The sequence below is a fragment of the Acinetobacter sp. ANC 3832 genome, from assembly GCF_002135415.1.
In the GTDB taxonomy this organism is placed as follows: Bacteria; Pseudomonadota; Gammaproteobacteria; order Pseudomonadales; family Moraxellaceae; genus Acinetobacter.
This window is the reverse complement of record NZ_NEGJ01000008.1, coordinates 75,577-97,141: the sequence shown is the minus strand read 5'-3', so window position 1 is coordinate 97,141 and position 21,565 is coordinate 75,577. Positions and strand designations below refer to the sequence as shown.

At 36.5% G+C, this 21,565-nt stretch carries 16 protein-coding genes; 7 read left to right on the top strand and 9 right to left on the bottom strand.

Going from position 1 to position 21,565, the window contains the following annotated elements:
- Nucleotides 1-35 precede the first annotated feature (35 nt).
- The 4 genes from B9T35_RS11905 to B9T35_RS11890 all read left to right on the top strand — a co-directional run bounded on the left by B9T35_RS11905 (nucleotide 36) and on the right by B9T35_RS11890 (nucleotide 5,652).
- Nucleotides 36-1,436 carry an aspartate aminotransferase family protein gene (locus tag B9T35_RS11905; protein WP_086191444.1) on the top strand — a complete coding sequence of 467 codons (1,401 nt, stop codon included), beginning with the start codon at nucleotides 36-38 and terminating at the stop codon, nucleotides 1,434-1,436.
- Nucleotides 1,437-1,456: 20 nt separating this feature from the next.
- The gene (locus B9T35_RS11900) at nucleotides 1,457-2,527 is read left to right on the top strand and encodes a GNAT family N-acetyltransferase (RefSeq protein ID WP_171264276.1); all 1,071 of its coding nucleotides are present in this window, start codon (nucleotides 1,457-1,459) and stop codon (nucleotides 2,525-2,527) included.
- Entirely contained in the window at nucleotides 2,527-3,420 is an 894-nt protein-coding gene (locus B9T35_RS11895; RefSeq protein ID WP_086191328.1) for a hypothetical protein, read from the top strand. The genes B9T35_RS11900 and B9T35_RS11895 overlap by 1 nt, the downstream gene beginning before the upstream one ends.
- Nucleotides 3,421-3,636: 216 nt before the next feature.
- The gene (locus B9T35_RS11890; RefSeq protein ID WP_086191327.1) at nucleotides 3,637-5,652 is read left to right on the top strand and encodes an FUSC family protein; all 2,016 of its coding nucleotides are present in this window, start codon (nucleotides 3,637-3,639) and stop codon (nucleotides 5,650-5,652) included.
- 177 nt (nucleotides 5,653-5,829) lie between these two features.
- Here the strand turns inward: B9T35_RS11890 and B9T35_RS11885 are convergent, their stop codons facing one another.
- From B9T35_RS11885 to B9T35_RS11850, 8 genes are all read right to left on the bottom strand, one after another.
- A complete protein-coding gene (locus tag B9T35_RS11885) occupies nucleotides 5,830-7,239 on the bottom strand; it encodes a short-chain fatty acid transporter (RefSeq protein ID WP_086191326.1) in 1,410 nt (469 codons plus the stop codon).
- Between the two features lie 329 nt (nucleotides 7,240-7,568).
- The gene (locus B9T35_RS11880) at nucleotides 7,569-8,198 is read right to left on the bottom strand and encodes a CoA transferase subunit B (RefSeq protein WP_086191325.1); all 630 of its coding nucleotides are present in this window, start codon (nucleotides 8,196-8,198) and stop codon (nucleotides 7,569-7,571) included.
- Nucleotides 8,198-8,905 (bottom strand): CoA transferase subunit A, encoded by a 708-nt coding sequence (locus B9T35_RS11875; protein WP_086191324.1) that lies wholly within the window; start codon nucleotides 8,903-8,905, stop codon nucleotides 8,198-8,200. Before B9T35_RS11875 ends, B9T35_RS11880 begins: the two co-directional genes overlap by 1 nt.
- A gap of 89 nt (nucleotides 8,906-8,994) precedes the next feature.
- Complete coding sequence (locus B9T35_RS11870) at nucleotides 8,995-9,912, bottom strand: hydroxymethylglutaryl-CoA lyase (RefSeq protein ID WP_086191323.1); 918 nt, start codon at nucleotides 9,910-9,912, stop codon at nucleotides 8,995-8,997.
- Nucleotides 9,909-11,903 (bottom strand): acetyl/propionyl/methylcrotonyl-CoA carboxylase subunit alpha, encoded by a 1,995-nt coding sequence (locus B9T35_RS11865; RefSeq protein WP_086191322.1) that lies wholly within the window; start codon nucleotides 11,901-11,903, stop codon nucleotides 9,909-9,911. Before B9T35_RS11865 ends, B9T35_RS11870 begins: the two co-directional genes overlap by 4 nt.
- A gap of 92 nt (nucleotides 11,904-11,995) precedes the next feature.
- Complete coding sequence (locus tag B9T35_RS11860) at nucleotides 11,996-12,793, bottom strand: enoyl-CoA hydratase/isomerase family protein (protein WP_086191321.1); 798 nt, start codon at nucleotides 12,791-12,793, stop codon at nucleotides 11,996-11,998.
- Between the two features lie 10 nt (nucleotides 12,794-12,803).
- Nucleotides 12,804-14,405, bottom strand: a complete 1,602-nt coding sequence (locus B9T35_RS11855; RefSeq protein ID WP_086191320.1) for a carboxyl transferase domain-containing protein — start codon at nucleotides 14,403-14,405, stop codon at nucleotides 12,804-12,806.
- 72 nt (nucleotides 14,406-14,477) lie between these two features.
- Nucleotides 14,478-15,650: an isovaleryl-CoA dehydrogenase gene (locus B9T35_RS11850; protein WP_086191319.1), complete on the bottom strand. Its 1,173-nt coding sequence runs from the start codon at nucleotides 15,648-15,650 to the stop codon at nucleotides 14,478-14,480.
- Nucleotides 15,651-15,796: 146 nt separating this feature from the next.
- Between B9T35_RS11850 and B9T35_RS11845 the strand changes: the two genes are divergently transcribed.
- From B9T35_RS11845 to B9T35_RS11835, 3 genes are all read left to right on the top strand, one after another.
- Complete coding sequence (locus B9T35_RS11845; RefSeq protein ID WP_086191318.1) at nucleotides 15,797-16,423, top strand: TetR/AcrR family transcriptional regulator; 627 nt, start codon at nucleotides 15,797-15,799, stop codon at nucleotides 16,421-16,423.
- A 118-nt stretch (nucleotides 16,424-16,541) separates the two neighbouring features.
- On the top strand, nucleotides 16,542-18,230 hold the full coding sequence (locus B9T35_RS11840) for an AMP-binding protein (RefSeq protein WP_086191317.1): 1,689 nt from the start codon (nucleotides 16,542-16,544) through the stop codon (nucleotides 18,228-18,230).
- 161 nt (nucleotides 18,231-18,391) lie between these two features.
- Nucleotides 18,392-19,069: a class I SAM-dependent methyltransferase gene (locus B9T35_RS11835; RefSeq protein WP_086191316.1), complete on the top strand. Its 678-nt coding sequence runs from the start codon at nucleotides 18,392-18,394 to the stop codon at nucleotides 19,067-19,069.
- Nucleotides 19,070-19,351: 282 nt separating this feature from the next.
- On the opposite strand, the gene plsB is transcribed toward B9T35_RS11835, so the two are convergent.
- A complete protein-coding gene (gene plsB, locus B9T35_RS11830) occupies nucleotides 19,352-21,538 on the bottom strand; it encodes a glycerol-3-phosphate 1-O-acyltransferase PlsB (protein ID WP_086191315.1) in 2,187 nt (728 codons plus the stop codon).
- Nucleotides 21,539-21,565 lie beyond the last annotated feature (27 nt).

The following is a 21,565-nucleotide window of genomic DNA, read 5'->3' as shown; positions in this document are numbered from 1 at the left end:
ACGATAACCATCAACATGTAGAAGAGCAGTCATCTATGCTGAATTTCCCAAAACGTGCCAAATTAGACGAAGCCCAATTATTGGCAGATGAAGCAAAATATTGCTCTCATGGTGATACCGTTCACTATGTTAATCCTCCTAAAATATTTACCAATTGCCAAGGTAGCTATATTTATGATGATAACGATACACCTTATTTAGATTTACAAATGTGGTATTCAGCAGTCAATTTTGGCTATAAAAATCCGCGTTTAGATCAGGCTTTAATTCAGCAAATTCATGAGCTTCCTCAAATTGCAAGCCAATATTTACATCCAACTAAAATTGAATTGAGCAAAGTCATTGCTGAGGACATGCTAAAAAAAACGGGGGTTCAAGGTCGTATTCACTATAACGTGGGTGGTTCACAAGCCATTGAAGATTCACTCAAATTGGTTCGTAATTTTACTGACGGTAAAAGTCGAATGTTTGCCTTTGAAGGTGGTTATCATGGGCGTACATTAGGCGCATCTTCAATCACCTCGAGCTATCGTTACCGTCGTCGTTATGGTCACTTCGGTGATCGTGCTCAGTTTGTTCCATTCCCATACCCATTCCGCCGTCCTAAAGGAATGACACCTGAAGAATATGCAGTGAAATTAGTCGCAGAATTCAGACGCCTATTTGAAAATGAATATCATGGTGTTTGGGATCCAAAAGTTCGTGAAAGTGAATTTGCTGCGTTCTATATTGAAACAATTCAAGGAACAGGTGGTTATGTGATTCCACCAATGAATTTTTATCCTGAGTTGAAAAAAGTATTGGATGATCACGGTATTCTTCTGGTGATTGATGAAATTCAAATGGGCTTCTACCGCACAGGGAAATTGTGGTCATTTGAACATTTTGGCATTACTCCTGACATTCTTGTATTCGGTAAAGCATTAACCAATGGCTTAAATCCACTCGCAGGTGTATGGGCAAAAGAGGAAATCATTAATCCACAAATGTTCCCTGTAGGCTCGACACATTCAACATTTGCATCAAATCCATTGGGTACAGCAGTGGGATTAGAAGTCATGAAAATGCTGGCTGAAAAAGATTATGAAAAACAAATTATGGAAAGCGGTGCATATTTCTTAGAAGGCTTAAAAGATTTACAAAAACGTCATCCTGAAATTGGCGATGTCGATGGCTTAGGTTTAGCATTACGTGCTGAAATTTGTCAAACGGATAGTTTCACACCGAATAAAGAACTATTGGATAAAATGGTTGATATTGGTTTATCAGGTACATTGGAATATCAAGGTCAAAAATGCGGCTTGGTACTCGATGTAGGTGGATACTATAAAAACGTCATTACCTTTGCACCATCATTAGAAATTTCACGTTCTGAAATTGATCAAGCGATGGTGTTACTGGAACAAGTTCTAAACCGTGCAAAACGTGAAATGTAAGTCTAGATCTCTTGATGAATATGCAGACTAATTTAAATCAATTAGAACCGCAATCTCTGGTGGATGCTTTTATTAAGCATCCACCAGAGACTTTTAAAGTTCAAAATTCTCAAGATTTTTTACCTTTTTTTTATACTAATTTCAATCTATTAACTACGTTAGATGTACCACTACGGAAAAAAATAGAATCGGCTTGGGGGTATCCATATTGGGGGAGGTTATTGTATTTATCGACTTGTTTTATGGGTACAACAGTTACGGAATATACACCATTATCAAACCGATTTAAGGTTGAAGATATAACCCAAAAGCTAAAGGAAAATGCACAAAAGCAGAGTTTAACCATTATTAAAGACTTGCCTTTAAATTCTCCATTATTAACAGCTGAAGAAAATAGATATAGCTGTGAACTGATCGAGAGTGCTGAAAAAATGGGTTTTTTATCTGTTGAAGGGCAGGCTTTAGCTTATGTTCCTATTGATTTTGAAAATCGTGAAGAGTATTTATCACGATTGTCTAAAAGTCGCCGTAAAAATTTAAAACGAAAATTAAAAAGTTTAGATGAGCTTCAAATTGAAACCCTCGATACAGGACATGATCGCTTTTTAGATGAGAGCTTTAGACAGGAGCTTTATCAGCTTTATTTGGCTGTTTATACACAAAGTGATATTCATTTTGATCTGTTAACAGCGTCTTTTTTTGATGATATTTTACAAAATAGCCTAAGTAAAGCAAAAGTTTTTTTATATTCAAAAAACCAAAAATTAATTGCTTATAATATTTGCTATGAATTTCAAGATAAATTAATCGACAAATATATTGGTCTAAATTATCCACTTTCGACCGAATACAATATCTATTTCATTAGTTGGTTTATCAATTTAGATTACGCTAAACAACGTGGATTAAAATTTTATGTTGCTGGATGGACAGATCCAGAAGTAAAAGAAAAATTAGGTGCAAAATTTACTTTTACTCGACATTTGGTCTGGATTAGGCAGCCTGTTTTACGTTTTATTTTAGGAAAATTACGACATTTTTTTGAATCTGATTCACATTGGCATACGAAAATACAGGATATTCAATCATAATGACTTCAATATCACGCCGTCCCATTGTTTTGAATTTTGATGATTCTGCGGGAAAACCGAATCATAGCTTAGAGATTGATTTATCTGCATGGCAAGAAAAAATCCGTTTTGGATGTAAATGGGATCAATTTAAACAGCTTGAACATTATCTTTCAGATCAACTACCTGATTCTTTAAATTTAGGCACAGTGCTAATAGGCAGTGGAGATTATCATCATATTACCCAGTTATTATTGTCACGATTGCCAACAGATCAAACATTCCATTTGATTGTTTGCGATAACCATCCTGACAATATGCGCTATCCTTTTGGAATTCATTGCGGGTCATGGGTGCATTGGGCAAGTAAGCTTGAAAATATTGCACGTATTGATGTTATTGGTATTAGTTCTACTGATATTAGTTTAAGGCATGCTTGGGAAAATCATTGGACAGCCTTACAAAAAGGCAAGTTGCATTATTGGAGTGTTCGGCAGAATGCAGAATGGACACGCTTTATTGGTGCAAAAAATGCTTGGCATGGTTTTGAAAATCCTGATGCTTTAATGTCTGCTTTTTTAACTGAAATTTCTGCATTGAAATACTCAATTTATTTATCCATTGATAAAGATGTGTTATCTAAAGAAGTTGTGAAGACCAATTGGGATCAAGGTCATTTTTTAGAAAGTCATTTACATGATTTAATACATGCATGTTATGCAAAATTAATAGGTGCTGATATTACAGGTGATGTTTCTGCTTATCATTATCAAAGCTTTTTTAAACGATTTCTCAGTGCTTCAGATGGACAAAATGAACCTACACAAGCTGAGATAGATGCTTGGCAAATACATCAACAACAACTGAATCAGCGCTTAATTAATCAAATAGACCAAGCTTGGGTGACAGAGTAAACTAATTTTATACCAGATTTCTAATTGACTTCTTACATAACTCTTAACAAACGCTGTATTTTTCGAAGGGAAATAAAAAAAATTATGCAAACTAAAAATGATTTAATGATATTGATGCCACTGTTTTTATATTTATCACTATTTTAATCTAACAATTTATCATTATTTGAGAATATAATTCTTGTTTAAAATGGGCGATAAAAGTTAGGGACAACAGTGTTCAATATTTCTAAGGATGCATGGTTATTTACATTTAAAACCACTATTGCCGCTATTATTGCTTTATATATTTCATTGGCTTTTAATTTAGATAATCCTGGTTGGGCTGTGACAACTGTTTTTATTGCCTCACAACCATTTTCTTCTTCAACTTTATCTAAAGGTTTATATCGTTTTTTAGGAACTTTTTTGGGTGCAACTGGCGCACTGATTTTAGTTTCAAATTTTGTTGATACACCTATTATTTTATGCACAGCTTTAGCACTGTGGACTGCAACGTGTTTGTATATTTCTTTGCAAGATCGTTCGCCACGTAGCTATATGTTCATGCTTGCAGGCTATACCATTTCGTTTATTGCATTTCCAAGCGTATCCACGCCTGAAAATATTTTCACGATTAGCATCAGTCGAGTACAAGAAATTTTAATTGGTGTGACCATTAGTGGTGTTATTCACAGTATCGTATTACCAAACCAAATATTTAAAGCGGTTAAACATACGATTGATCGTTGGATTAGTGATGTTTATAAACTGATTGGGGTAACACTAGAACATCAAGAAAAGAAACAAGAAATTGGCTATGAGATTTTACACAGTGTGGCGAATTATCCTTTAAATTTAGAAAGACTTGCTGATCATTTACAATATGATGGTAGACGAGGGCGACAACAGGCAATTCTTGTTGAAAATATTCAATATAATATGCGCCAAATTATTCCTATTATTTCTTCGATCGATTTAAGAGTAAATTTAATTGGCGCTGAAAACATGCCTGAAACCTTAGATTTATTAATCCAAAAATTAAAGCATTGGTCTTCTAATCAAAAAAATGAAGATTCTTTTCATGAAATAAAACAAGAGATTAAAGACTTTAAAGCGTGCTATGCAGAAAAAGACTCCAGCCAACATAATATTGCAATTTATGCGCTAATTCTACGTCTGCAAGAGTTATTGCATTTCATGCATAAAGTGCATTGCTTACAAGAACAATTAGATAAAAATCAGTATGATAATTTATCAAAAATTTCTAAGAAAAATCGTTTTGTTGATCAAAAGTTGGCGCTTCTTTCTGCCTTGACTGTATTTTTAACGGTTATGGTGACTAGTTTATTATGGATTTTTTGTGGTTGGGATCTCAATAGTTCAGCGATGCCCATGATGGCTGCTGTTGCATGTTCTTTTTTTGCGACTTTAGACAGTGCATTGCCTACACTTAAACTGTTTATGAAGTGTGTTATTGGCTCATCTATTATTGTCATGCTTTATACCATTTTGATTTTACCGAGTATCAGTACTTTTGAAATGTTGGTTCTGGTCTTGTCACCATTATTCATTGGTTTGGGTATTTTAATGACCAATCCTAAAACTGCATTTATTGGGATGGTGCTTGCGACCAATATTGCAACATTATTAGGACTTAAAAATAACTATCAAGCTGATGTATTAACCACATTAAATGGTTGTTTAGCGACTGTTTTAGGCGTGAGTATTGCTATTTTTATGATGCATGCTTTACGTTCAAAACAACCTTTATGGGTTGCTAGTCAAATTGAAAAATATGCATTAAAAGATATTATTTCTACAGTACAACGAACAATTCGACCTCATCGTTATCAACGAGAAAGAGAGCATTTTATTGATCGAATGTTAGATAAAATTTATCAACTTTTACCACGAGTCAAAAATTCAAATACGCAAAATATTTATGAAGATACTCATATTATGCAAGACATTCGCTTGGGAGTTAATTTATTGGATTTAAAACAATATGTACAAAAGCAAAAAAGTCCTGATTTATATAATCAAGCGAATCGCTTAATTGAAAATATTTTAAATTTTCTGGAATTAAAGATAGCGAATCTTGATACAAAACCTTCTGTCGAACTTGCAGACTTTATTGCTTCTTTACAAACGCAGCATAAAGGTCAAATTTCTGAAAATCAGGTGAGTGTTGTTTTATATAATATAAAAATCTCATTATTTGATGTAAATACAATGTCTTCTCATATATAGGATTTTTACATAAAACTTTATTATTTATTACTAACGACGGAAAGTTAAAGGTTTATGTAAAACGCTTATTTTTCTGAAAAGAAGTTACTCAAGTCTATTTAAACTAAATTAGAGCATTTAAGATATAAAAAAGGTCTGAAATTTCAGACCTTTTATTTGATGTTTAGTTAAATTGGATTAGAACACTGGTGGTGTATAAGTCAATGTTCTTCCTAAAATCCACAGTAAGAATAAAACTAAAGGAAAGTGGAAAACCAGTTGAGTGACTGTAAATCCAATCACATCTTTCGCTTTTAATTTTAAAATGCCTAACATTGGCAACATAAAGAATGGATTGATTAAATTAGGCAAGGCTTCAGCAGCATTGTAAATTTGTACAGACCATCCCAAATGTACTTTTAAATCATGTGCCGCCTGAATGACATACGGCGCTTCAATAATCCATTTACCACCGCCTGAAGGAATAAAAAAGCCTAAAATGGCGGAATAGATGCCCATGACAATCGCAAAGGTTTCTTTGGATGCAATAGATACAAAAAATTCTGCAATATAATGTGATAAGGATAAATCTTGGCTATTCATCGCTTGAGTCATAATAAATGCAATACTGCCATAGAGTGGGAATTGGATGAGCACGCCAGATATTGCAGGAACAGCTTTAGATACAGCATTTAAAAAATTACGAGGTGTGCCATGCAAGGCTAAGCCCAACATTAAAAAGATAAAGTTGTAAGTATTTAAACTAGAAATCGCAATGATTGGATTACTTTTGGTAAATTCATTAAACATCCAAACAAGCCCTAAACCAACAATCAATATGGTGAGAATAGGTGAGTTTTCTAACCAGTCGCCAGGGCGTTTAGATTGCATTTCTTCGACTTTTTCTTCCTCTAAATGTATAGGGAAGTGTTCAATCGTTTTAATACTATTTCCTTTAGGCGCTGACCAAAAAGCAATTGCGATAGAGGCAATAATTAATACGCCAGTCATAATCATGGACTGAGGTAAAAAAATGGTTTCCGTAAATGGAATGACACCCGTGAGTTGATATAATGAGTCGGGTAAGCTGGCTTTATTGGCTTGTAACTGTGCCGCGGAAGAACTAATGCCGAGTGCCCATGTTGCACCCATTCCAATAATCGCTGCTGCGGCTGCCGCACGATAATCCATATTTAATTCTTTACGCTTCGCCAGTGCAATTACCAGTAACGCAGTTAAAACAGTACTCATTGCCCAGTTAATTAAAGAGACACACAAACTCACTGTGGCAATCATGACAATGGCATTACGACCATTACTCGGAATTTTAGCCATGGCTTGAATAAGAATTTCAACAGGTTTTGAAACTGAAACGACATAACCCACAACAATCAGCATCGACATTTGTAAGGTGAATGGAATAAGACTCCAAAAACCATCGCCGAAGGAAAGAGCGACATCTTTAACAGGTGCACCAATTAAAATGGCAGCAACGGCAACTATCACAACCCCTAATAATGCAAATATATAAGAATCAGGAAACCATTTTTCAGACCAATCGCTGACTTTTATTGCAAATCTTTGCAAAATATTTTGTGTATTATCCATATAAAATTCCATCTCATGGTTAATGTTTAAATGAAATGATCAATATCCTATTGATGTATAAACTTCTCACATAGAGTCTCTTGATTTAGCCTTAAAGGAAAAAATCAAAGAGCTCGTTATTATTCTGCAAGAAGTCTTAGATAACGATGTGTCAATATGCAGACTTATTGAATTGCCGCAGATTAAAAAGCCAAAAGCAGGGCATTCACTTTTTGGCTTGGATTTATTTGTCTTGAATTAGACATCTCATATAAAGCGTTTCATTTTTTGAAGATAAAAATAAAAATGGCGTTTATACTTATGTAAGATGTCTAATCAGATAAAATGAATTATTGAATAATCGTTACACCTGTGACTTTTTGAATTTCTTCAAAAGAAACACCGTTTGCTAATTCCACCAGTTTAATGCCTTCAGCAGTCACATCCAAAACCCCTAAATCTGTGATGATGCGATCAACTACGGCTTTACCAGTGAGTGGTAATTCGCAGTTTTTCAGAATTTTAGCTGAACCATCTTTGGCACAGTGCTCCATGAGTACCACCACATGTTGTACACCTGCGACCAAATCCATCGCTCCGCCCATACCTTTAATTTTCTTGCCTGGAATCATCCAATTGGCTAAATCGCCAGTTTCAGAAACTTCCATCGCACCTAATATAGCAATATTCACTTTGCCACCACGAATCATGGCGAATGATTCAGAGCTTGAAAAAAATGCAGCACCTTGACGAGTAGTAACTGTTTGTTTTCCTGCATTAATCAAATCTGCATCGACCGTATCTTCTGTTGGAAATTCACCAATACCCAATAAGCCATTTTCAGACTGCAACCAAACATCCATATTTTCTGGAATGTAGTTGGCAACCAGTGTCGGTAATCCAATTCCTAAATTGACATAAAAACCATCTTGAAGTTCTTGAGCAGCACGTTGTGCCATTTCATTACGTGACCAAGCCATTACACAGCCTCCGTTTTAAGGGTTTTATGTTCAATATGTTTGACAGGATTTGCGTTTAACACAATTCGATCGACATAAATGCCTGCCAAGTGAATATCATCGGCTTCTAATTCACCTAACTCGACAATCTGTTCTACTTCGACAATCGTGATTCGACCTGCCATTGCACAATCAGGGTTAAAATTACGGGCAGTTTTTCTAAAAACAAGATTGCCCGCTTTATCTGCTTTATAGGCTTTAACCAAAGAAATATCAGAGACTAGTGTTTCTTCTAAAATATATTCTTTACCATTAAAAGTACGAACTTCTTTGCCTTCTGCAATGAGCGTTCCTACACCGGCTTGGGTGTAAAAAGCGGGAATACCTGCACCACCTGAACGTAGTTTTTCTGCAAGCGTACCTTGAGGTGTTAGTTCAACTTCTAATTCACCATTTAGATATTGGCGCTCAAACTCTTTATTTTCTCCGACATAAGAAGAAATCATTTTTTTAATTTGCTTGGTCGCAAGTAATTGTCCTAAACCCAAACCATCCACGCCGGCATTATTTGAAATACAGGTCAAATTTTTCACCCCTGTATCTTTGAGTGCCGTAATGAGTTCTTCTGGAATGCCACAGAGACCAAAACCACCAACAGCAATGGTTTGTCCATCTTTGACAATATCTGTAAGTGCTTCAGCGGCACTATTAAATACTTTATTACGCATATTCCACCTTATTCTTACAATGCACTTCATGTGCGTTTTATTGCGAAACTGAGACTAAGTTTAGGATTCTTTAAAGTACAAAACGATTTTTAAGCACAACGGGTTTGCCAATAAGCATTGGCATAGTTTGATGGATTTGGACGTTGTAAGACTTGACTAATATTTTGACTAGCAAGCATCAATGCATCTAAATCAATTCCTGTTTGAAAGCCCATTTTTGACAGTAAATAGTATAAATCTTCAGTCGAAACATTGCCTGATGCACCTTTGGCATAGGGGCAACCGCCTAATCCTGCAATGGATGAATCAAATACGCGAATACCTTGTTCCAGTGATTGGTAAATATTGGCAATCGCCATGCCATAGGTATTATGAAAATGTCCTGCCAAGACCTGTGAATCCAATTCAGCTAAACAGGCATTCCATACTTTTTTTACCCGATCGGGTGTCGCTGTTCCAATGGTTTCACCTAATGAAACCTCATAACAGCCCATGTTATATAATCGTTGGGTGACTTTTGCCACTTGTTGTGGATCAATGGCACCTTCATAAGGACAATCGACAATACAAGAGACATAACCACGGACTTGAATATTATTTTGTTTGGCAGCTGCAATGACATCTGCAAATTTTTCAAAACTTTCATCAATTGAACAATTAATATTTTTACGGGTAAAGCTTTCAGAAGCCGCTGTAAATACAGCAACTTCCTTACAACCTACAGCAAGCGCAGATTCAAAACCTTTTAAATTGGGGGTCAACATACTCAATTGAATATTAGGATCTTGCGGGAGTTGTGCAAAAAGTTCATCACTCTGTGCCATTTGCGGAACCCATTTTGCAGATACACATGAACCGACTTCAATCGATTTCAAACCCGTTTTAATTAAATCTAAAATAAAAGAGTGGCGTTGCTCTAAAGTCAGCGGTGTCTTTTCATTTTGTAGACCATCCCGTGGACCGACTTCTACAATTTTAACAAAGTCATTTTGTGCGGATTCGATCATGCAACGTCCTCCGCTAAAACTTGAAACTCTACCAATTCATCGCCTGCTTTAACTTGATCGCCAACTTGGAAGTAAGCAGCTGCAATAATGCCATCTTGCGGCGCACGAATTGAATATTCAATTTTCATTGCTTCAAGTGTCAATAATACATCGTCTTTTTTAACGTGATCATTTGCAGAAACCAGCACTTTGGTGATTACACCAGGCATAGGTGCTTTTAAATTATGGTCATTCGAATCTGAATCATCTGTATTAAAATCAGGACGAATATATGCAAATTTAAAATTTTGAGCATTTGAAAAGAGCGTTAAAGCAGTCTCATTTTGGCTAAATGCCAATTTATCTTTTTTGCCATCAATTTCGATATGAATACTGTTTTGATCAATTAAAGTACCTGAAACTTGATAATTTTGTCCTTGATATTCTGCAATAAATCCATGTTCAACGGGACTAAAATTGACAAGGATATTTTCATCATCCAATTTGAATTTAATAGGATAGCTATTGCTAATATTTAAGCGCCAAAGTGATTCAGCCTGCCAAACTGGGTTATTCGCTGTTATATTTTGTTTAAAAAGACTAAGTAGCGCGGTAAATGCTGCTGAAATGATGAGCTGTGCATTGGCTTTTTGAATATTTTTAAACAGAAATTCATCTTCACGCTGAATTAAATTGGTATCCAATCGTGCATGTTTAAATGAATCACAGCGAATAATACGATCCAAAAATGCAATATTATTACCTAAGCCTTCAACATGAAAATGCCCTAATGCATGATGCATTTGTACCAAAGCTGCTTCACGATTTTTACCCCAAACAATCAGTTTAGCAATCATTGGGTCATAATAAGTAGTGATTTCGTCGCCATCGACAATGCCACTATCCACCCGCACATTTTGATTTTGTTCTGGGTAGTGTAGATAACTGATTTTACCAATCGCAGGTAAATAGCCTTTTTCTGGTTCTTCTGCGTAAACACGTGCTTCAATGGCATGACCATGAATGTGTAATTCATGCTGTAATTTTGGCAACGGCTCACCAAAGGCAACCCTTAATTGCCATTCAACCAAATCTTGCCCTGTAATCATTTCCGTAACTGGATGTTCAACTTGTAAACGGGTATTCATCTCCATGAAATATGAAGTACCGTCTTGCTCCACAATAAATTCAACAGTTCCTGCACCGACATAATTTACCGCTCGTGCTGCATCAATCGCAGCTTGACGCATGACTTCTAGTTTTGCTTCTGCCATTTGAGGTGCAGGTGCTTCTTCAAGTACTTTTTGATGACGGCGTTGTACTGAACAATCACGTTCAAATAAATGCACATAATTGCCATGCGAATCACCAAAAACCTGAACTTCAATATGACGAGGATTCATGACATAGCGTTCAACCAACACTTCATCATTACCAAAGCTCGATTTTGCCTCATTTTTACATGAAGATAGCGCACCTAAAAAGTCAGCGCCACGCTCAACCAAACGCATGCCTTTACCACCGCCACCTGCACTGGCTTTAATTAGAACAGGGTAGCCAATGCCATCCGCTTGTTGTTTTAAGAAATCTGCATCTTGATTGGTTCCGTGATAACCCGGCGTTAATGGAACGCCAGCTTTTTCCATCAACGCTTTAGAGGTTGCTTTTAAACCCATGGCTAAAATAGCGGCAACAGGTGGACCAATAAAAACAATATTATTTTTTTCGCAGGCTAAAGCAAATTGATCATTTTCAGATAAAAAACCATAACCGGGATGGATCGCTTGAGCGCCAGTATCTAAAGCTGCTTGGATGATACGATCCATTTGTAAATAACTTTGTGAAGCAGGTGATTCACCAATATAAATGGCTTCATCGGCTTGTTTAACATGTTGTGAGTTCGCATCTGCATCTGAATAGACCGCAACCGTTGCAATACCCAGTTGTTTTGCTGTACGAATAATACGACATGCAATTTCACCACGGTTTGCAATTAAAATTTTCTCAAACATTGTTTTATCCTTATCATGTGACTTCTTTCATCAATCAGCTTCATTCTTATAAGAACAATGAAAATGCGTTGTTGAATGATGATTGAAGTCAATTATTCTGTTGTGCTTTTAATCCAAGACGGGCTTTGTTTATTTAAAAAAGCATTCAAGCCTGCTTTAGCCTCAGTTCCTTGGCGTACATGTGCAATATGTTGTGCGGTTTGAATAAGTAATTCTTCTGTTAAAGACTGTTGATTGACCATTTGAATCAGTTGTTTAGAAGATGCTTGTGCTTCAGGCCCGCCGAGCAAGAGTGCATCCACGATTTCCTGTACTTTTTGATCTAATGTATCAATAGATGCAACTTCATGGACTAAACCAATGTTCTGCGCTTGTTCTGCTGAAATACGTTCCGCTGTTAAAAAATAGCGCGATGCTTGGCGTGCACCAATGGCACGAATTACATAAGGGCTAATTGTTGATGGTGCTAAACCTAAGCGAACTTCTGACGTTGCAAATTTAGCATCAGTACTTGCGACGCAAATATCGCAAGCCGAAGCCAAGCCCATACCACCACCAAAAGCAATACCATGCACACGTGCAATGGTCGGTTGCTTTAAAGTTGCCAGTGCTTGTAGCATTTTGGCAAGTTTTAAGGCATCCGCTTCATTATCAGTAGAAGAGGCTTCACTTTGTGCTTTCATCCAATTCAGGTCTGCACCTGCGGAAAAACTTTTACCTCTTCCTGCAATAATCACCACACGAATGTCATCACGATCATTTAAAGCAGTGAAACAGGTATGTAATTCTGCAATGACTTGTGTATTAAATGCATTATGTAGTTCTGCACGATTGAGCCAAACGGTTGCAACTTGTGCATCTTGTTCGAGTTGTAAATATTGAAAATCCATTTTCGACCTCTTACATGCGGAATACGCCAAATTTAGTTGGAATAATCGGTGCATTCATTGCAGCAGCTAAACTTAAACCAAGTACATGACGCGATTGAGCAGGGTCAATCACACCGTCATCCCATAAACGTGAAGAGGCATAATATGGATGTCCTTGGAGTTCGTATTGATCACGAATCGGTTGCTTAAATTGATCTTCTTCTTGTGCTGACCATTCTTCACCTTTACTTTCAATTTGGTCACGTTTCAATGTTGATAAAACGCTAGCAGCTTGTTCCCCCCCCATGACTGAGATACGAGAGTTTGGCCAAGTCCATAAAAAGCGAGGAGAATAAGCACGACCACACATGCCATAATTGCCTGCACCAAATGAACCACCAATCACCATGGTAATTTTAGGGACATTTGCTGTTGCAACCGCCATCACTAATTTTGCACCATTTTTGGCAATGCCTTCATTTTCGTACTGACGACCCACCATAAATCCTGTGATATTTTGCAAAAATAACAGGGGAATATTACGTTGTGTACAGAGCTCAATAAAATGAGCGCCTTTTTGTGCCGATTCAGAGAAGAGAATGCCATTATTGGCAATAATACCGACGGGCATACCGTAAATTGAAGCAAAGCCCGTGATTAATGTTGTACCAAAGCGCGCTTTAAACTCATCTAAACGTGAACCATCGACAATACGAGCAATGACTTCACGAATATCAAAAGGCTTACGGGTATCACTTGGAATAATGCCGTAGAGCTCTTTGGCATCATATAATGGTACTTCAATATCAGAATTGATGTGATTCGGTTTTTTATTTAAATTTTTAACAATATTGCGCGCAATGAGAAGGGCATGTTCATCATTTTCAGCCAAATGATCTGCCACGCCTGACAGACGAGTATGTACATCACCACCGCCCAAGTCTTCAGAAGTGACGATTTCACCTGTAGCGGCTTTAACAAGGGGGGGGCCACCGAGAAAAATAGTGCCTTGATTACGCACGATAATGGTTTCATCGGACATAGCAGGCACATAAGCACCACCCGCAGTACAACTGCCCATCACCACTGCAATTTGTGCAATGCCCATGCTCGACATACGCGCTTGGTTGTAAAAAATACGTCCAAAATGGTCACGATCTGGGAAGACTTCATCTTGCATCGGTAAAAATGCACCGCCCGAGTCGACTAAATAAATACACGGTAAATGATTTTGTTCAGCAATTTCTTGGGCACGTAAATGCTTTTTAACGGTCAGAGGGTAGTACGTTCCACCTTTAACGGTTGCATCATTGGCAACGATCATGCATGTCACGCCTTGTACTTGCCCGACACCTGCAATGACACCTGCCGCAGGAACATCATCTTCATAGACTTTGTATGCTGCGATTTGTCCAATTTCAAGAAATGCTGTTCCTGCATCAATCAGTTGGTCAATGCGTTGACGTGGTAAAAGTTTGCCACGTGCCAAATGTTTTTCACGTGCTTTTTCACCACCACCCAGTGAAATTTGAGTGGTTTTTTGTTTCAAATCATCTACCAAAACTTGCATTGCCGTTTGGTTAATTTTAAATTCTTCACTTCGAATATTAATTTTGCTTTGTATTTCGTTCATCGTGAACATCCCTGTAATTATTTTCTATATTCGATTGTTTACAGACTTGAGATTATTGCGATCTATTTCTGATTATTTGGTTTCGTTAAATAATTCACGACCAATCAACATACGGCGAATTTCAGAGGTTCCTGCACCAATTTCATAGAGTTTCGCGTCACGCCATAGACGACCTGTATCATAATCATTGATATAACCATTACCGCCTAAGGTTTGAATGGCTTCACCTGCCATCCATGTGGCTTTTTCGGCAGCATACAAAATGGCACTCGCAGCATCTTTACGTAAGCTACGGTTGTGGTCGGCTTTGTCACATGCAGCACCTACGGCATAAACTAATGCTTTACATGCCAACCAAGTAGAGTACATGTCTGCAACTTTACCTTGCATCAATTGAAACTCACCAATGGCTTGTCCAAATTGTTTGCGGTCATGAATATAAGGAATTACAGCATCTAAACAAGCATCCATAATGCCAAGGGGACCTGCACTTAGAACTGCACGTTCGTAATCCAAACCACTCATTAAGACTTTGGTTCCATTGCCTACACCACCTAAAATATTCTCTTTTGGCACTTCAACATTATCAAAGAATAAAGGGTAGGTATTTGAACCACGCATGCCTAACTTATCCAGATGACTGCCGTGGCTAAAACCTTTCATATTTTTTTCGATCAGGAATGCTGTCATGCCTTTGGCACCTGCATTTAAATCTGTTTTTGCATACACCACGAGAACATCAGCATCACCACCATTGGTAATCCACATTTTTGAACCATTCAGAACAAAATGATCACCTTTTTCTTCGGCTTTTAACTTCATACTGACCACGTCAGACCCTGCATTGGGTTCTGACATTGCCAATGCACCGACAAAATCACCAGAAATTAATTTAGGTAAAAAGCGTTGTTTTTGCTCTTCGTTACCATTTCGGTTAATTTGATTAATACATAAGTTAGAATGTGCACCATAAGACAAACCAATAGATGCTGATGCTCTGGAAATTTCTTGTAAAGTAATGATATGGGCCAAATAACCTAGATTTGTACCACCATATTCTTCACTTACTGTTAAACCCATGAGCCCCATATCACCAAACTTTTTCCAAAGGTGATGTGGGAATAGATTGTCTTGATCAACCTGCTTGGCAATCGTTGCAATTTCTTTTGCACAAAATGCAGCAACTGAATCACGCAGAGCGACCAATGTTTCATCTAAACCGAAATCAATACTTTGTAGGTTCATCTTCCTGTCATCCTAGAGGTTATATTTTTTGTTCCAAAAGCATTCTTTTTGTGCTTGAGTAATAACATACAACTATTTTTCTAAAAAGTGAATATAAATTCAAAAAATGATTTACAATTCATTTTAATTAATTGAGAATACAAAATATGAGCTATAAAAGATCTTCACTGATGCAAGAACGAATGGAACAGAATCGTAAAACGATTTTGCAATCTGCTCGTGAGTTAATTGCACAGGGAGGTTTCAAAGATGCACAAATACAAGCGATTGCTGACCGTGCAGGCGTTTCAAGTGGTTTGGTTTATCGTTATTTTACTAATAAAAGCCAAGTGTTGATTGAAATTCTCTTTGAGGCAATTACGATTGAGGTTGATATCTTAAATCATATTGCAGCAGGTGAGTTGAATGCGACACAGAAACTACATAAAGCGGTTACAACTTTTGTACGACGTGCAATGAATAGCCCACAACTTGCGTATTCACTCATGTTTGAGCCAGTAGATCCTGAAATTGAACATGCACGTTTTCGCACCAAACAAATGATTAAAGAGAGTATTCAAGAAATTCTTGCCGAAGGTAAAGCCAGTGGTGAGTTTGAATTTGAAGATTTAAATACAGTGGCACTTTGTGTGGTGGGTGCGATGACTTTTGTGGTGATTGAACCTTTAAATCCATCTCGAAATGCGAAATTAGATGACACTGGTAAAAACTATTTTGTTAAACAGATTGCTGATTTTTGTGTCAATGCAGTACAACTACAGGAGGTAAAATAAGGTTTAATCGAAGTTTAAAACACAAAAGAACAGGCAGTTTAGGAAAAGTAGTCGTAGTAACAATAATTAGACTGAAAGCAAAAAAGCAAAATTACAAAGAATCAAGGAGTGTGATTCAATGTCGCAATTACGGTTAAGTTATGCCTGTGGAACAAGTCAACAGCCCTTAGTGGGAATGACCATAGGTGCTAAATTTGATGAAGCATGTCAACAATATGCTGAACATGATGCGGTTATCAGCTTGCATCAAAATGTGCGATTAAGTTATAGAGAATTACAAGCAAAAGTAGATGCCTTTGCGTGTAGTTTGCTGCGCTTAGGTTTGAAAAAAGGTGATCGTTTAGCGATTTGGTCACCGAATTGTGTGGAATGGACCATTACGCAATTTGCGACGGCGAAAGTCGGTATTATTTTGGTTAATTTAAATACCGCATATAAAAAGAATGAGCTTGAATATGTGTTGAATAAAGTCTCTTGTACAGGACTTGTGATTGCTTCCACATTTAAGACTTCAGATTATCAGGAAATTTTGAGCCAAATTGCCCCTGAACTTTCATCTGCTACAGATAAAGTTTTAAATTCAGTTAAATTGCCCCATTTAAAAACGGTAATTAAAATTGATGATCAGCAACATACGGGAATTCATTGTTTTGTTGATTTATTGTCTATTGCAAGTGAAGCAGAGTTAGAGCAGTTACAAACCATTGGTGATGGATTGCAATTTGATGAAACCATTAATATTCAATTTACATCTGGAACAACAGGAAATCCGAAAGGAACCATGTTGACCCATAATAATATTTTAAATAATGGTTATTTTGTGGGTGAAGGAATTCATCTTACACCGCAAGATCGAGTGTGTATTTCTGTACCATTATTTCATTGTTTTGGTATGGTCATGGGAAATTTAGCCTGTATTACACATGGTTCAACCATGGTTTATCCAGCGGCTGTGTTTAATCCTTTAGAAAGTCTAAAAGCCATTGAGCAAGAAAAATGTACTGCAGCTTACGGCGTTCCGACCATGTTTATTGCGATGTTAGAACATGAGCAGTTTGATCAGTTTGATTTAAGCAGTTTACGAACAGGCATTATGGCAGGTAGCCCATGCCCGCGTGAAATTATGCAACGTGTCATTGATCGCATGCATATGAATGAAATCACAATTTGCTATGGAATGACTGAAACTGCACCAGTTAGTGCACAAAGTTCAACAACAGATCCGATTGAATTCCGCGTTGGAACTGTTGGACGAGTTCATCCGCATTTAGAAATTAAAATTGTCGATGAACAAGGTCATGTTGTCCCACGTGGAAAACTAGGCGAACTGTGCGTTCGTGGTTATTCTGTCATGCTCGGTTATTGGGATGATGAAGAAAAAACCAAAGAAGTGATTGATGTTGCACAATGGATGCATACAGGTGACATTGCTGAAATGGACGATCAAGGTTTTGTAAAAATTAAAGGTCGTATTAAAGACGTGGTGATTCGTGGTGGTGAAAATCTATTCCCGAAAGAAATTGAAGACTTCTTATATAGCCACCCCGATGTCAGTGATGTCCAAGTGATAGGTTTACCTGATCAACGCTATGGTGAAGAATTGTGTGCTTGTATTATTTTACATGACCAACATCAAACCACAGAAGAATGTATTCGTAAATACTGTAAAGAACATATTTCACATAATAAAGTACCGCGTTATGTGCGTTTCTTTACCGAGTTTCCAATGACAGCTTCTGGTAAGGCACAAAAATTCAAGTTGCAAGAATTTATGCGTGATGAGTTAAATTTAGAAGAAATTTCTTAACCTACACATCATTAGGCTTTTGCATAAAGCTTCTTTATTTTTCTCTTTAAAGGATAAATAAAAGGGCTTTATGTAATGTCTATTCTTTACACATAATCAGTCAGCGTGAGATAAAGTGTTTTAGAGTATTTGATTAAATCATTATCAGGAAAATAAGGACGATGGCAAAAGATTTTAATAATCCAATGGTTGTTGATGGTTATGATGATCATATCCGTAAGCTGATTCCTGGTTATGAACTGATTCATTTACAAGTGAATGCTATTTTAAAGACCTATTTACCTGAACAAGCCAATCTGTTGATTGTTGGATGTGGTACTGGTTATGAATTGCAATATCTTGCAGAGCAATTTCCGCAGTGGACTTTTACAGCAATTGATCCTGCAATTAGCATGTTAGAAAAAGCGAAAAGTCATATTGAAGATTTAGGTTTAGAAAAAAAAATTAATTTTATTCATGGTGATACTTCAATACTGCAAGCTATGAATCTACAGTTTGATGCAGCACTGTCAATTCTTGTTTCACATTTCGTACCTTTTGAATTTAAAGCGCAATATTTTCAAGATATTGGGAAATCATTGAAGAGCAATGCTTTTTGCCTAAGCTATGATTTGATGAAAATTGAAAATGAGCAACAGCTTTTGACATTAAAACATTTAGCACAAGCCACGGGTTTATCGGAAAAACAAAGCCAAATGATGGCTGATCGATTAACGCAGGACTTTTACTTGGCTTCTACTAAACAACTTGAAGGTTTTTATAAAAATGCAGGATTTAAATCTATGCAAAGTTTTGCTCAAGTATTGAATTATTACGGTTTTATGGGCTTTAAAGCATAAAAATTAAAATATTTTACTTAGATTTCTAGATGAGTTTTATCACTGAAAAATTATTTTTTGAAACGACTTGATACGCAATAAAGGTGGCAGTGATGCCACCAGTTTCACAGCAGTACAGGGATTGTATTGTCTGTGAAACAAGGGATTTTGTTTACTTTTGTCCAGTCAAAAGTAAACTAGTGCCTACGCAAATACGTTTGAACTTTATAGCCTTTTCTAATGAGGCTATGAAGTTTTATATATGATAATCGCACTAAAAATTGCAAAGATCAGCGATTGTTTTTAAGCAGACGACTTTTCCAAATTCACTTCATATAAGTGAGCAAAAGCTGAAAGTAAACGTAAATACTCATCGACTTGAGTAATATGAATTTGTTGATCTTCATCCATACGAATCACTTGTTCAGCACTAAAATATTTTAAAATTTGATCAATTTCAGCTGGGATTTCTGTCACTTGCCATTTTAAGAAGAACATTTTTTGGATATCAGCGTATTGATCGACAACTTTAGCAACCAATTCTTGTTTAGTGATGACTAAAATTGGATCTGCATGTTCAAGCTGAGATTTTAAAACAAAGGCAATTGAAGCGGGCAGAATAAACGTGTGCAAAATATTATTGCTAAAATATTTGAGCAAAGCTTCTTGTTTATCACTCACTTTCACCCAACGCTCATTGTCATGTTCAACAAATTCAACTTGCTTGAGTTTGACTGCATATTGAATGATTTCATGATTTGAAAGTTGTGTGATTTGCATACGCTCATCATAGCGATGTTGATTCAGTAAATTTCTAAACTGTCCTAAACGTAATAAAACATCACGTTCAGCCAATGAGTGTGTTGGTGCGTTGAGTAAAACCAGTGAAATTAAACTTACAGGGTTAATCACCACGGCTTTATTAATGTGCTCTAAAATGTCATAAGCCACATCATCAATGCTTGCTTTAACTGTATCTGGTAAATTTTCATGCAACGCAATTTGTTTAGGTGCATTATTTTTCTTTAAGATATCCTCTAAGAAAATCGGTTCACCAAAATTCACATGCACAGTCCCAAAGACTTTTTCAATTTTTTGAATTGATTTTAATAAGCCAAATAATGATTCAGTTTGTTTCTTTTGACCGCCTAACTCTTTGATATATGAAGAGCCTTCTAATAGTTTTTCATAACCGAAATACGTTGGAATAAAGGCAATAGGCTTACTATTACCCCGTAAATGGCTTTGAATCGTAATCGCTAACATGCCTTTTTTGGCAGGAAGTAATAAACCTGTGCGTGAACGTCCACCTTCAATAAAATATTCTAAGGGTGTATTTCGGCTGAGCATACTATAGATATATTCTTTAAATACAGCGGTATAAAGTGCATTACCATTAAAACTACGACGGATGAAATATGCACCTGCACCACGCATCAATTGCCCAACAACAGGCATGTTTAAATTAATACCCGCTGCAATGTGTGGAACCATCAAACCACGATTATAAATTACATAAGACAGTAATAAATAGTCGATGTGGCTACGGTGGCAAGGGGTATAGACAATTTCATAGTCTTTAGCGAGTTCACGAACGGTATCAAAATTATGTACTTCAATACCATCATAGAGTTGCGTCCATAATTTAGTCAGGGCAATTTCAGCAAAACGTAAAGTTGAATAAGAAAAATCTGAGACAATTTCATCTAAATAACTTTTTGCTAAACTTTCTGCTTCACTAATACTGATTTTTTTATGAATACTTTCTGTAAGAATCGCTTCTTTAACAGTATCCGAAGTCATAAGTTTACTAATCACATTACGACGATCTGATAAATCGGGACCCAAAATTGCTTCTTTATATTGATTGAATGACTTATTTAATTCATTGACAACATAATGGGCAGGAGCAAAGTTTGGGGCAACCTCAAGCGCATTATTAATTAAGGATCGTAATGAAATTGCTTGATGGAATTCAATGTAATTTTCACGACCATATAACGTAATATTGAGTGCTTGTTTAATACCTGTTGGTTTTGTCCAAGCATCAGCCATTAATGCTTTGTACCAACTGTCTTCATTCTCAGGTGCACGCCCCCATAAAATGGTCACAGGAACCAAAAGCACATTAGCATCTGGATGTTTAATTAAATATTCAACAAGACGGATTAACTTATCTGGATAATAAGCCGAAGCATTCGACTTGCTGGGTTCAAGTGTAATAAAGGAATCATCTTCTTGATATTGATCAATGATGAGTGGTGAAAAAGCAGGACTAAGCTTACGTTTTTCTGTTTCATTATCAATCAAGACTTTGTTTGAAGTTGAATCATCCTGAATCACATAGCAAATAGGTGTCGTATTTGATTCAATATCATTTATTGTATTTTCAAGTGCTTGTGTGTCACCCAAAACTTGCGGGCTGACGATTTTATCTAAAACTTTTTTGGTTAATTGTCGATAAAATTTTTGATAAGCATTGGTTGCCATGAGAATCTCAGCGTTTTTTAATCCATA

Bases quoted from the DNA above. Each gene is read 5' to 3' on its own strand.
- B9T35_RS11905 (WP_086191444.1), top strand. From the start codon at position 36: ATGCTGAATTTCCCAAAACGTGCCAAATTAGACGAAGCCCAATTATTG.
- B9T35_RS11900 (WP_171264276.1), top strand. From the start codon at position 1,457: ATGCAGACTAATTTAAATCAATTAGAACCGCAATCTCTGGTGGATGCT.
- B9T35_RS11895 (WP_086191328.1), top strand. From the start codon at position 2,527: ATGACTTCAATATCACGCCGTCCCATTGTTTTGAATTTTGATGATTCT.
- B9T35_RS11885 (WP_086191326.1), bottom strand. From the start codon at position 7,239: ATGGATAATACACAAAATATTTTGCAAAGATTTGCAATAAAAGTCAGC.
- B9T35_RS11880 (WP_086191325.1), bottom strand. From the start codon at position 8,198: ATGGCTTGGTCACGTAATGAAATGGCACAACGTGCTGCTCAAGAACTT.
- B9T35_RS11875 (WP_086191324.1), bottom strand. From the start codon at position 8,905: ATGCGTAATAAAGTATTTAATAGTGCCGCTGAAGCACTTACAGATATT.
- B9T35_RS11870 (WP_086191323.1), bottom strand. From the start codon at position 9,912: ATGATCGAATCCGCACAAAATGACTTTGTTAAAATTGTAGAAGTCGGT.
- B9T35_RS11865 (WP_086191322.1), bottom strand. From the start codon at position 11,903: ATGTTTGAGAAAATTTTAATTGCAAACCGTGGTGAAATTGCATGTCGT.
- B9T35_RS11860 (WP_086191321.1), bottom strand. From the start codon at position 12,793: ATGGATTTTCAATATTTACAACTCGAACAAGATGCACAAGTTGCAACC.
- B9T35_RS11855 (WP_086191320.1), bottom strand. From the start codon at position 14,405: ATGAACGAAATACAAAGCAAAATTAATATTCGAAGTGAAGAATTTAAA.
- B9T35_RS11850 (WP_086191319.1), bottom strand. From the start codon at position 15,650: ATGAACCTACAAAGTATTGATTTCGGTTTAGATGAAACATTGGTCGCT.
- B9T35_RS11845 (WP_086191318.1), top strand. From the start codon at position 15,797: ATGAGCTATAAAAGATCTTCACTGATGCAAGAACGAATGGAACAGAAT.
- B9T35_RS11840 (WP_086191317.1), top strand. From the start codon at position 16,542: ATGTCGCAATTACGGTTAAGTTATGCCTGTGGAACAAGTCAACAGCCC.
- B9T35_RS11835 (WP_086191316.1), top strand. From the start codon at position 18,392: ATGGCAAAAGATTTTAATAATCCAATGGTTGTTGATGGTTATGATGAT.
- plsB (WP_086191315.1), bottom strand. From the start codon at position 21,538: ATGGCAACCAATGCTTATCAAAAATTTTATCGACAATTAACCAAAAAA.